Source organism: Spiroplasma endosymbiont of Eupeodes luniger (assembly GCF_964019525.1).
In the GTDB taxonomy this organism is placed as follows: Bacteria; Bacillota_I; Bacilli_A; order Mycoplasmatales; family Nriv7; genus Nriv7.
This window is the reverse complement of the sequence record NZ_OZ026453.1, coordinates 61249-73259: the sequence shown is the minus strand read 5'-3', so window position 1 is coordinate 73259 and position 12011 is coordinate 61249. Positions and strand designations below refer to the sequence as shown.

General features: G+C 25.2%; 21 protein-coding genes and 1 tRNA gene. 9 read left to right on the top strand and 13 right to left on the bottom strand.

The features are described 5' to 3' along the window. Window positions 1–159: 159 nt before the first annotated feature. The 13 genes from AACK86_RS06620 to AACK86_RS00375 form a co-directional block, all read right to left on the bottom strand. Window positions 160–552, bottom strand: a complete 393-nt coding sequence (locus tag AACK86_RS06620) for a transposase (protein ID WP_422398308.1) — start codon at window positions 550–552, stop codon at window positions 160–162. Continuing rightward, complete coding sequence (locus AACK86_RS06615; RefSeq protein WP_422398251.1) at window positions 537–989, bottom strand: transposase family protein; 453 nt, start codon at window positions 987–989, stop codon at window positions 537–539. The genes AACK86_RS06620 and AACK86_RS06615 overlap by 16 nt, the downstream gene beginning before the upstream one ends. Window positions 990–1008: 19 nt before the next feature. Next, window positions 1009–1203, bottom strand: coding sequence for a hypothetical protein (locus AACK86_RS00425; protein WP_338982028.1), 195 nt, complete (start codon window positions 1201–1203; stop codon window positions 1009–1011). Window positions 1204–1272: 69 nt separating this feature from the next. After that, the gene (locus AACK86_RS00420) at window positions 1273–1677 is read right to left on the bottom strand and encodes a hypothetical protein (protein WP_338982027.1); all 405 of its coding nucleotides are present in this window, start codon (window positions 1675–1677) and stop codon (window positions 1273–1275) included. Window positions 1678–1737: 60 nt separating this feature from the next. Beyond that, window positions 1738–3597, bottom strand: a complete 1860-nt coding sequence (locus AACK86_RS00415) for a hypothetical protein (protein ID WP_338982026.1) — start codon at window positions 3595–3597, stop codon at window positions 1738–1740. Between the two features lie 24 nt (window positions 3598–3621). Further along, entirely contained in the window at window positions 3622–3867 is a 246-nt protein-coding gene (locus AACK86_RS00410) for a hypothetical protein (RefSeq protein WP_338982025.1), read from the bottom strand. 9 nt (window positions 3868–3876) lie between these two features. Then, window positions 3877–4203: a hypothetical protein gene (locus AACK86_RS00405; protein ID WP_338982024.1), complete on the bottom strand. Its 327-nt coding sequence runs from the start codon at window positions 4201–4203 to the stop codon at window positions 3877–3879. Between the two features lie 13 nt (window positions 4204–4216). After that, entirely contained in the window at window positions 4217–5206 is a 990-nt protein-coding gene (locus AACK86_RS00400; protein ID WP_338982023.1) for a hypothetical protein, read from the bottom strand. Between the two features lie 31 nt (window positions 5207–5237). Continuing rightward, complete coding sequence (locus tag AACK86_RS00395) at window positions 5238–5480, bottom strand: hypothetical protein (RefSeq protein WP_338982022.1); 243 nt, start codon at window positions 5478–5480, stop codon at window positions 5238–5240. Between the two features lie 15 nt (window positions 5481–5495). After that, entirely contained in the window at window positions 5496–5726 is a 231-nt protein-coding gene (locus AACK86_RS00390) for a hypothetical protein (protein WP_338982021.1), read from the bottom strand. 164 nt (window positions 5727–5890) lie between these two features. Continuing rightward, window positions 5891–6103 (bottom strand): hypothetical protein, encoded by a 213-nt coding sequence (locus tag AACK86_RS00385; RefSeq protein WP_338982020.1) that lies wholly within the window; start codon window positions 6101–6103, stop codon window positions 5891–5893. A 70-nt stretch (window positions 6104–6173) separates the two neighbouring features. After that, window positions 6174–7016 carry a rolling circle replication-associated protein gene (locus AACK86_RS00380; RefSeq protein ID WP_338982019.1) on the bottom strand — a complete coding sequence of 281 codons (843 nt, stop codon included), beginning with the start codon at window positions 7014–7016 and terminating at the stop codon, window positions 6174–6176. 132 nt (window positions 7017–7148) lie between these two features. Beyond that, on the bottom strand, window positions 7149–7448 hold the full coding sequence (locus AACK86_RS00375; RefSeq protein WP_338982018.1) for a hypothetical protein: 300 nt from the start codon (window positions 7446–7448) through the stop codon (window positions 7149–7151). A 384-nt stretch (window positions 7449–7832) separates the two neighbouring features. Between AACK86_RS00375 and AACK86_RS00370 the strand changes: the two genes are divergently transcribed. From AACK86_RS00370 to AACK86_RS00335, 9 genes are all read left to right on the top strand, one after another. Next, window positions 7833–7917 (top strand) — tRNA-Leu (locus AACK86_RS00370). A gap of 96 nt (window positions 7918–8013) precedes the next feature. After that, on the top strand, window positions 8014–8826 hold the full coding sequence (locus AACK86_RS00365; protein WP_338982017.1) for a Cof-type HAD-IIB family hydrolase: 813 nt from the start codon (window positions 8014–8016) through the stop codon (window positions 8824–8826). Between the two features lie 55 nt (window positions 8827–8881). After that, window positions 8882–9181 carry a thioredoxin gene (trxA, locus tag AACK86_RS00360; RefSeq protein WP_338982016.1) on the top strand — a complete coding sequence of 100 codons (300 nt, stop codon included), beginning with the start codon at window positions 8882–8884 and terminating at the stop codon, window positions 9179–9181. Window positions 9182–9261: 80 nt separating this feature from the next. Continuing rightward, complete coding sequence (locus AACK86_RS00355) at window positions 9262–9564, top strand: HU family DNA-binding protein (protein ID WP_215825698.1); 303 nt, start codon at window positions 9262–9264, stop codon at window positions 9562–9564. Between the two features lie 290 nt (window positions 9565–9854). Further along, window positions 9855–10019: a hypothetical protein gene (locus tag AACK86_RS00350; protein WP_338982015.1), complete on the top strand. Its 165-nt coding sequence runs from the start codon at window positions 9855–9857 to the stop codon at window positions 10017–10019. Between the two features lie 273 nt (window positions 10020–10292). Beyond that, a complete protein-coding gene (locus AACK86_RS06610) occupies window positions 10293–10751 on the top strand; it encodes a helix-turn-helix domain-containing protein (protein WP_422398250.1) in 459 nt (152 codons plus the stop codon). Then, the gene (locus AACK86_RS06605) at window positions 10736–11128 is read left to right on the top strand and encodes a transposase family protein (protein WP_422398306.1); all 393 of its coding nucleotides are present in this window, start codon (window positions 10736–10738) and stop codon (window positions 11126–11128) included. Before AACK86_RS06610 ends, AACK86_RS06605 begins: the two co-directional genes overlap by 16 nt. A gap of 251 nt (window positions 11129–11379) precedes the next feature. After that, complete coding sequence (locus AACK86_RS00340) at window positions 11380–11577, top strand: hypothetical protein (RefSeq protein ID WP_338982013.1); 198 nt, start codon at window positions 11380–11382, stop codon at window positions 11575–11577. A 73-nt stretch (window positions 11578–11650) separates the two neighbouring features. Beyond that, complete coding sequence (locus AACK86_RS00335; protein WP_338982012.1) at window positions 11651–11863, top strand: hypothetical protein; 213 nt, start codon at window positions 11651–11653, stop codon at window positions 11861–11863. Window positions 11864–12011 lie beyond the last annotated feature (148 nt).

Genomic DNA, 12011 nt, shown 5'->3' with positions numbered 1-12011 from the left:
GCATAACCTATTAAAAAAATTACAAATATTTGTAAAAAGACAGTAATAGAAAAATATAATTTTAATTAATTATGTCTTTTATCTAAAAAATTAATATTTTGCCACAACAAAAAATGAATTTATTATTTAAATTCTTTAATTTTAAATAAATCTTTTATGTTAAATTAATAATTGCAAATTATAAATTGAGGCAATTAAATTAAATCTTAAACCAAATGTTTTTCTACGATTACGATATTTTTCTGTCATAATTTTAAATTTTTTAAGAATAGCAAAAATATTTTCAATAATAATTCTCATTTTTGAAACTAGTCTATTATGTTGTTTTTGTGCTTTATTTAAATGGTTTTTCTTTGTTTTCTTTGTAGGTATTAGAACATTATTGTGAATTTTTTGTATTCCTTGATAACCACTATCAACTATTAATTTGGTATTTTTTAAAATTGGAATTTTTGATTCTTTAAATAAAGCATAATCATGTTTTTTCCCAAGTGAAAAACTTGTTGCAATAATTTTTCTGGTTTCTTGTTCGATAATTACTTGTGTTTTAATGGTGTGTTTTTTCTTTTTACCAGAATAAGATTGTTTTTGTCTTTTTTTGGGCGTTGGATTGGAGTTTCGGTAGCATCAATAATAATAGTTTTATCATTAAAATAATCATTTATTAGTGCTTTTTTACCAGCAAGTTGTTGAAAATCAGAGTTTTTAATTAAAATATCTTTAATTCACTTGATATTCCGATAACAATTAGCTTCACTAATTCCGAAATTTTTACAAAGATGAAAATAAGTCTGATATTCTCGTCAATATGATAAAGTCATCAATAATCTATTTTCTAGTGATAATTTATTAGTTTTACCACCTTTTTTAAATTTTTCTATTTCAGCTACTTGTAAAATATCTAACATTTTATTAAAAGTGGATTTTTTTATTCCTGTTAATCTTAACCATTCTTTATCATTAAGAGTATTAAATTTATTATTGTTCATATTTTGATATCCTCATAAATTATATTTTATAAGAATATTTTAATAAAAAAGGTATCTCAAGAAGTCTAATATAAAAATAAGTACATAAATTTAAATAGGCAGTAATGCGTTTTTTAGTTTTATAGTAATAAGGATTACGGCAATTGGCACTTAATCAACTTTGTGCTTTTGCTTTTAAATCTGCTAAATCGGCTTGAGAAATAATATATTTCATTTTTAAACTCCTTAAATTAAGAAAATCGTATTACAAAAAACACGATTTTCAAAAATATTTATTAAATTACTAATTTTTATTAGGCATTTCAGCAAAAAAGGAAATTATACAATAAACACCTGAAACTTTTTTAAATGAAATTTTAACATTAACAATTTCGTCAAGCCAATAACTACGGACATCGTAAGTAGAACTATCAACCTGGTAACCATTTATTTTTTTAAAAACACCATTTTTGTTATAAAGATTAGTAAATTCTGAATTATAAACATAAAATTGTTTTTGTAGTGCTGGAAAATTAGGTAATAAAATATTACTTTTAGTAAAATCAAGCATATCATAATTTTTAGGAATTAAAATTAAACCACTATTCTTAACACTAGAAAACTGCAAATTATATTCTTTAAAATTATTACTACACGCAGAGATAAATATTACCCCAACTAAATTTAAAAGTGATAAAATTTTTCGCATAACAAAAAACCTCCTTTCTTTAAGAAGAAATTATACATTTAATAAGTTATTCTAGCAAATTTAAGAGAACTTTTTTAATATCATTAATAAGATTGCTAATCGCACTACAAATTCAAATAACATCTGAAATGCTGGAATAACTTCAAACACCGGAAGGGCGGTTTTGGTAAAATTAATCGTTGTTTTGGCAATATCCGCAAGGGGATGAATTAAAAGATTAATCCCTGAAATACCAAGTAGTCAATTCAACATACTAACAGAAGCGTGCTGAATACCACAAGATATGGCACTAAATAAACCTCAATAAGAACAATTAGGCGTCGGAATTAAGTCATGCATATTACCACTTATTCCACCGCCAATAAAAGCCGTTGAATTCAAAATGTTAAAATCGTATAAAGAATAATGATATTTGGTGCTTTCACTTTTCTTTTTATATAGTGGAAAAGTTAGTGTAAAAATATTAACCCCTCACATTGCATCGACTTTAGTATTATAGAAATGCAGTTTATTACTAGTAACGTTTCATAATTGGTTATCATATGCTTTTAAAACATTAAAATCTATTTGATAAGAATTTTTACCGGTGTTAAAACCATTGGCAATTTGTTTATCTTTCACAAAAAAATAGGAACGAAAAATCATATTCTTACTATTTTGTAGTGTTGACCCAAAGTTAATTAAATACTGTTTAGGATAAAAAGTAATTAATGAACGATAGAAAAAACCCATTTGTAAAACATTTTTAGGAATTTGTTGCATTCCTTTGTAATCTAATTCTACATAAGTAGAAGCATCCATATCAAAACTGGCATAAAAGAACTGGACAAAAAATTCACCTAAAACTTTATAAATTTTATTAAATAAACCATTAATAAAATCGATAGTTAAATTTTTTTGATAATAAAGGATAAAATCTTTAAAATCTGATTTTAATTTGTCATCATAGCGTAAAAAATGGAAAGTATTACCATAATAATTAATTTGTCCAAAAAAAGTATTAATAAAATCTTCTCCAAAACTTTTTTGCGAGCCAGATTTTCAAAGTGATTTACCATTTTCTAAAAACTCATTATAACCCACAATGCTACCATACTCAGTTTTTATAGTAATAACATCACTAAAACTAGAAAAGGAAAGTTCTCTAAAAATAACTTTTTCCATCATATCAGGTTTAGGATATGAATTTTCACGACTTAAATTAAATTTACTATTTTGTTTAAAACCATTTAATTTAATTGACATTTCACTCATATATTTAAAATTATCATCAAAGAAATTAAAAATTGGCACTCAATATAAATAGCTATAATTAAATTTATCAAAATCTCTGCGTTGTATCATCAAATAGTCTAACTTATCTTGAAACTGAGTATATTGATATTCACCATCATTTTTATTTATTTCTTTAGGTAATGGCTGTTCGTTATCTTTTTCAGGTAAAGATGGCATTTCAGCAAAAAAGGAAATTATACGATAAACACTTGAAACTTTTTTAAATGAAATTTTAACATTAACAATTTCGTCAAGCCAATAACTACGGACATCGTAAGTAGAACTATCAACCCGATAACCATTTATTTTTTTAAAAACACCATTTTTGTTATAAAGATTAGTAAATTCTGAATTATAAACATAAAATTGTTTTTGTAGTGCTGGAAAATTAGGTAATAAAATATTACTTTTAGTAAAATCAAGCATATCATAATTTTTAGGAATTAAAATTAAACCACTATTTTTAACACTAGTAAACTCTAATTCACAACTATCTTCACATTGACTAGAATTAGTAGTTCGTTTTTCTCACTTCATAAATGATTGTTCCATATTGGGTTTTGGTGATTGTTTTGTATCAAAGAAGGCACCTAGAGGGACTAAACCAATAAAAGTGATAACTAATCATGACATAAATTTATACATATCTATTTATCCTTTCTTTTGTGTTTAACTTCTTAAAATAAAGTATATTGTTGATAAAATACAAATCGTTCCTAAAATTTGGAAAATCGGATGTTGGGAAAATAACCTTATCATTGGTTTAAATAAATCTAAAATTTTAATATTACTTGATAGAACTTTATTAAAATATTCTAAACCTTCACGCACATAGAGTCATAAACCTAAAAAGTCGTTTAAAGCAAAAATAGAAAAAACAGCGATAAGAATAAATAAAATTATTAATTTAAACATTTTAAAAACCTACCTTTTTATTCGCCGTCCGTGTTGGTTAACTCACGGTCTGTTTTTAGGACTATTACCACTAAATTTCTTAATTGGACCACTAGATGATTTTTTCTTAGCTCCTCAATTAGCGACTGATTTTCGATATTTTTTACGAAAACCAACTTTTGGTCGTTCAATATGAATACCTAAAATGCCACCAATTACAAGATTTATCACAAACATAATTAGCGGAAAAATAATAATACGAATATCTGTTCCGGGAATGGTTAAAGTTCAAATTAAATCAAAAACTTTATAAAACATATCGCCAATCAAACTAGCCATTTTTTCTAAGTTTTCCATTTTTTAAACTCCTTTACTTGTTTTTCTTATTCAGATTATTTTTTAACTTAGTAAGTATCTTTCTGAATTTTTCCATTTTTAAATATTCTAATGCTTCAATATCCATTACAGTATCATTTCAAAATTTATGTTGATAATTATCATTCAAAGCACGATTGCTTAATTCACGCAAGAATGATAAATATTTATTATCGTAAAGATTTAAGATTGACATCGGAATTTTCAATTTAAAGAAATAAATGTCTAATTCCGGAATGCTACGATATTTGATTTTGCGACCTTTTTTATCATTTTTTGCATTAATTAGCGTTAATCGTCATTTTTCGTATTCGCTTACCGATTTAAAAGTGCCATAAATAACTTGTAAATAGGGTCGGAAAATACTAACTGGTTTTTTTCTAATGCCAACAATTATTGAATTCGCAATATCACGAACTTTAACTCAAATATGTTCGGCTCGTTGTCCACTTGCTAATACGATATGGGTAAATTGGCGAGCTGAAGCAAAATATTCTTGTAAACCTTGGGTTACTCTATCGTTTTCTTTATAGTCAGTACCTTCAAGAAATAAATTAGTTTCATCTCAAAGTAATAATGATTTTTCATCTAAAATTGGATAATTATAATCTAATAAAGACATATGCCCTAATGAAAGCATTTGTTTATTGGTAATCGGAAAAGTAGAAATCGTTTTTCAACCACTCAATAAGTAAGAAGCTAAAACCATTAAAGCGGTTTTTCCAGTCCCTAAGGCACCAATTACTAAATTTAAGGGTGAATTTAATAAGAAATTAATAAAACTTCGTCGAGCAAAGAAGTGAGAAATTTTAGTATACAAAATATAAAAAGCAATTAATAAATAAGTAATATCAAATAACATTCGTCAACTTTGGGGATTATAATAATGCAAAATTGCACCATAGAATCACTCAATAATAAATAAAGTACGATTTAAAGCGAAAAAATCATGTAATCTTAAATTTATTTTTTTAAACAATAGCATCACTTAAATCACACTTTCTTTATTTTTATTATTATCTGCCGGGCATTAATTTTTCAAACATTTTGAAAGCGATTAAAAATAAACCAATAATCACACCAAGCAAGAAAACTCAATATGTAGCAAAGAAATTAACGACATTTGGCATATTACCACCAATAATATTAGTTCAAATATTACCGAACGCTTTAATTAATGCTTTTCATAAGTTAGTGACCGCTTGTTCACCAGTAATTGCTACCGGTGTTATTGCTCCATCAAGAAAAGTTCTAAACATATAATCACCCCCTTTCTAAACAAAATATGATTTAACCTTATAAAATAAAATAACCATAAATAAGACAATGACTACTAACACTATTCAAAAGGCAATATTTGCTATTAAAAGTCAAAGTGGTTCTTTGATTAAATCAATTTCCTTACCAGTAACCCACGCCGGAATGGTTGTAATTTGGATAAATAAATCTCAAAAATACAATTTTGTCATTTCTCAGTCTAAATCTTTTCAAGCAATTAAAAACATAATAATTACCGCTTAAAAGGTCAAAAGAGTAGAAAAATAATTGCGGAGAAGAGCATTACAATTATCAAAATTGAAAACAAAAATACAACTTGGGGTGGTAAATCGGCAGTTGGATAAATTAATTCAATTAACTCAATAATTATTTTTTTAAACATTTTCTAAACCTACTTTTTAATTTCTTTTTCATCTTGTTCTAATAAATTTCGCTTAAACTTTGCAATAAATATTCGTTGTGCATAAGTAAAATCTTTTGGCAACTGCTTTGCTTCACTACCATATTTCTTTTTATTTTTAAAAAAACGATAAATATTAACCGCAATATAGTATGCTAGTAATAATGTTAAAATCGTAAAGAACACTAGCCCAAATATACTCATCTTTCTTTTCTCCTTAATTTTTTAATTTTTAATTCTTATTTTAAATTGCAATTTTTTCATTTTTAAACTCCTAATGTTTCATTTTTCTTAGTTGATTTCTAAATATTAAACTTTCTAATGAAGCATAATTTGCACTTTCAAAGTTAATATAATCAATATTTTTAAATTCATAGATTGCTCCGCACATTTTGGTTTTAAATTTATTAACTTTTGATTTTAAGTATTTTACAAATTCAGAATTTACAGTTCGATTAACAATATTATTCAAAGTATCGGTAAATACTTGTTTTCTAGTAATGGGATTTTGACAGTTATATGAGAATTGATAAGCCTTGATATTTAAGTCATACTGGTTTAATGACTTTTCGTTCAGGACATTTTTAGTTATATATTTGGAGCAATATTTTACAACCATTTCATTAGTGTTTTCACGAACTCTAATATTTTTGTTAATTCCATAAGGTCAAAATTGTAAAATAATTTTATGTGGTATTTTTTCGGTAATTAAAATATGAAAATGAATAACTCCTCGTTTCTTATATTCATAGGTATACAAGTAATTAATATTTTTATTTTTAACTTTAAATCAGTATTTTAATTTTTTAAAAAATTTATTTAAATCACGCTTACATTTTCTAATATCAAATTCATTAACATCAGCATAAGTAAGAGTTAAGAATGTAAGTTTTTTACAGTCTCAAAAACTATGATATGCTTTTCGAATAACATTAGATTTTGCACGAATATTGCTATTAAGCAGTTTTGTACAACAATTACCCTTATTTTTTAAACCGCTAGCATTGCGGTTATTTGCTTTGATGCGTTCTAAAGGTATAACAATATTGCGAATATATTGACCGTAATAAATGGTTTTCATATAAAAATCAGTCGGATTTTGAGGTTGTAAATTCATATTTTATGCTCCAGTTTTAGATTTTCGCCAGTTGTGTTATTTAATCAAGTAATAGTCGGCTTCGCCGACTAACCCGCTAGCGGGCGGGGCATACGCCTTCCGCACCGCTTCGCAGACCGAAGTGATTATCAATTAACTGGACAAGTTTTTTTGATTTTTTGATAATTCAATTTTTTTCAAGTTAACTATTTTGGGGGTTTTTTCAAAAGTTAATTCGCAACTAAAAAATGATTTAACGTTTTCTTTTAACAGTTTATAAATTTCTTTTTGTTCTAGATTGTTATCATCAATTCATAAAGCCTTTTGTTCTCCGGCAGGCTCAAATAAGTCATTTTCATAACGCAAAAATTCGGCAGAATAACCTGACATCATAGAGCCATCTTTATTTTTAAATATTTTTCTTTTTATACTAACTAATTTAACTTTAAACATTATTATCTAAATTCCTTTTACTTTTATTTTTTAAAATTTTTTTAATATGATTAATAAATTTTTTCTCACAAGCAACATGCAAATATCGTTTATCACTAAATAGATGTAAACACCAGCGACATATTTTATAATTTATCTTTCCTTTCAAAATTTAAAAACCCTTTTCATCGCAAGAATTACAGATTCCAACTGTATTTTTATTACCAATGACATAGCTTTCGCTGTCGCATTCAATACAAAATATTACTGCCAAAAGAAAACACCCCCTAAAAGTTTGTAGAAAACAAAATCTTGTCATATGTATATGGTTTCTACACAAATATAGTTGTTAGTCTATTGATAATTGTGGTGATTTTGTATTATAATGTTAAAGTAATTTGTAATGCGGGTTTGGCGGAATTGGCAGACGCACCAGACTTAGGATCTGGCGTTTTACGACGTGGGGGTTCAAGTCCCTTAACCCGCACCATTTACTATAAAATGTGCACTTAATAGTGCATTATTTTTTTAATTAATTAGTATTATTTAATAAATAGATATTTAAAAAATGAAAAAGGTGGGTTTAATGAAAATAAAAATTATTTTTATTGATATTGATGGGACTTTGTTTAATGATAATCATTGTCTAACTGAATTTAATAAGGAAATGTGTATTGCAGCTCAAAAGCAAGGTGTTATTGTTGTTATTAATACAGGAAGAATTACTACTAATGCTATTAGTATTGCTAAACAAATTAATGCTCATAAGTTTAAAAGTTTTGTTGTCGCTAATAATGGTGTTCATATTTATTCATTTAAAGATAAAAAATTAATTTTTAATGGAAATATTAATAATGATTTTGCTAAAACGGTTTATCGTTGAGTTGATAATAAAGGTTTTAAATGTCAATTGTATACTGAAGATGGTTCTTTTGTTAATCGCCTTGGAGAAAATTCTAGTTATTGAGCTGATGTTATGCAAGCAAAATATACAGTATTGAATGATATTGATGATTTAAATAGTGATATCGCTCGGATTGTTATTATTGCTAAAACTATTACTAGTCAAGTTGCTTCTCAGGAATTAATTAATGAATTTAATGAAAAATTTTCGCATTTAGATATTAAAGAATATCATCCAGAAATATATGAAATAACATTGCCAAAAATGAGTAAAGGTTATGGTGTTACATATATTTGTGACTTATTAGGAATTAGTGCTAGTGAAGCAATGGCTTTTGGTGATTCATATAATGATCAATGATTAATGCAAGCAGTGGGTCATCCAGTGGCAATGGATAATTCAGTTGAGATTATTAAAGAATTATCTAATTATATTTGTCAAAGTAATAATGAAAATGGTGTTGGTAATATGATTCGTAAACACATTTTGAAGTAAAAATATTATTATTTTAATTATGTTAAAATAATAAAGAATGAAAGGAGAGTTTAAAATGGTTATTAAAACAGATGTAAGTAAGTTTGATGAAGTTATTAAAAATGGTAAAGTTATTATTGATTTTTATGCGGATTGATGTGGACCTTGTAAAATGTTAGCACCAATTTTTGAACAATTATCTGATGAAATAAAAGAAGTTTCTTTTGTTAAAGTTGATATTGATGAATCGCAAGAATTGGCACAAAGATTTAATATCAGTTCAATTCCTACATTATTAATTTTTGATGATGGTCAATTAAAAAGAACTTTAAATGGTTATAAGTCCAAAGAAGAATTAAAAACGGCTTTAAGTTAAAATTAGTAATTTTTTTCTTGCCAAATTTAATTTTTTATATTATTCTTAAACTATAATTTCATAAGAAGGGAAGTTTAAAAATGAAAAAACCATCAATTAAAGACAAAGTAGCTGATTTCATCGTCGAAGAGTATAAAAAATATGGGATTACAAAAAGCAAAGCTAACGATATTTTTGATAGTATTATTAATATTTTAACCGAAGAAATTCAGAGTGCTGAGAGAACGCCTATTTCAGGTTTTGGTATTTTTAAAACTAAAGAAAGAAAAGCTCGTGAAGGAAGAAATCCGCAAACAGGAGAAAAAATCGCTATTCCTGCAAGAACTGTTGTCAGTTTTAGTCCTTCAACAACTTTAAAAGAAAAAGTTAATACAAATAGTTAATAATTAATAATAATTAACAAATATTAAAAATATTTGAAAAATTACAGTAATTACTGTAATTTTTTTTATTTAACTTTATCCTTTAGTAAATAATAAAAAATTAAAATATTTTACTATTGTTATTGTAATTGTGCTAGAAAATAGTAATATTAGTTTATTAAGAATGTGCTTAGTTATTTATTTAATAGAATAAGCAATTATACAAATTAATATTAATGTCATTAATAATCATTAAATAAATGATAAGTAATCCTTATTTTTACTATATTTATAAAAGGAGGAATAAATTAATGAATAAATTACTTAAAAAATTATGTACTTTAACATTGATCATATCACCAGTTTTACCTATTATTTGTTGTTCTAGTAGTAGTGAATCGTTAGATGAGCAAAATGATTATACATATAGTTTAGAAGAAATTAAGAACCATTTAAAAGGCGGGTATTGATGCTAGTAATTTAAGCGTTCGCGATGCTTATGTTAAAGGTTTAGACTATATTTCTAGTTATATTAAAAAACAACAATCATTAGCTAGGGTTAGTTTAGCAGATCGTTCCCAACGAGAAGAAAAGCTTGTTTTTACTGACGACAGTGTTATTGTTAAAATTGAAGTTATGTTGGGATGGGAACCCAAAATATTTTGATTAATGCTAAATTATTAGACTTCTTGCGATACCTTTTTTATTAAAATATTCTTATAAAATATAATTTATGAGGATATCAAAATATGAACAATAATAAATTTAATACTCTTAATGATAAAGAATGGTTAAGATTAACAGGAATAAAAAAATCCACTTTTAATAAAATGTTAGATATTTTACAAGTAGCTGAAATAGAAAAATTTAAAAAAGGTGGTAAAACTAATAAATTATCACTAGAAAATAGATTATTGATGACTTTATCATATTGACGAGAATATCAGACTTATTTTCATCTTGGTAAAAATTTCGGAATTAGTGAAGCTAATTGTTATCGCAATATCAAGTGAATTGAAGATATTTTAATTAAAAACTCTGATTTTCAACAACTTGCTGGTAAAAAAGCACTAATAAATGATTATTTTAATGATAAAACTATTATTATTATTATTGATGCTACCGAAACTCCAATCCAACGCCTAAAAAAAGACAAAAACAATCTTATTCTGGTAAAAAGAAAAAATACACCATTAAAACACAAGTAATTATCGAACAAGAAACCAGAAAAATTATTGCAACAAGTTTTTCACTTGGGAAAAAACATGATTATGCTTTATTTAAAGAATCAAAAATCCCAATTTTAAAAAATACCAAATTAATAGTTGATAGTGGTTATCAAGGAATACAAAAAATTCACAATAATGTTCTAATACCTACAAAGAAAACAAAGAAAAACCATTTAAATAAAGCACAAAAACAACATAATAGACTAGTTTCAAAAATGAGAATTATTATTGAAAATATTTTTGCTATTCTTAAAAAATTTAAAATTATGACAGAAAAATATCGTAATCGTAGAAAAAGATTTGGTTTAAGATTTAATTTAATTGCCTCAATTTATAATTTGCAATTATTAATTTAACATAAAAGATTTATTTAAAATTAAAGAATTTAAATAATAAATTCATTTTTTGTTGTGGCAAAATATTAATTTTTTAGATAAAAGACATAATTAATTAAAATTATATTTTTCTATTACTGTCTTTTTACAAATATTTGTAATTTTTTTAATAGGTTATGCAAGAAGTCTAATATGATTTAAATATCAAGGCTTATCAATTCTCATATAACTGTCAAAATCCCATTACTAGAAAACAAGTATTTACCGATACTTTGAATAATATTGTTAATCGAACTGTAAATTCTGAATTTGTAAAATACTTAAAATCAACAGTTAATAAATTTAAAACCAAAATGTGCGGAGCAATCTATGAATTTAAAAATATTAATTATATAGACTTTGAAAGTGCAAATTATGTTTCATTAGAAAGTTTAAGGTTTAGAAATCAACTAAGAAAAATGAAAAATTAGGAGTTAAAAAATAAAAGAAAAATTGCAATTTAAAATAACAATTAAAAATTAGAAAATTAAGGAGACAAGAAAGATGAGTATATTTGGGCTAGTATTCTTTACAATTTTAACATTATTACTAGCCTACTATATTGCGGTTAATATTTATCGTTTTTTTAAAGATAAAAAGAAATATGGCGGTGAAGCAAAACAGTTGCCAAAAGATTTTACTTATTCACAACGAATATTTATTGCAAAGTTTAAACGAAATTTGTTAGAACAAGATGAAAAAGAAATTAAAAAGTAGGTTTAGAAAATGTTTAAAAAAATAATTATTGAATTAATTGAATTAATTTATCCAACTGCTGATTTACCACCCCAAGTTGTATTTTTGTTTTCAATTTTAATAATTGTAATGCTCTTCTCAGCAATTATTTTTCTACTCTTTTGACCTT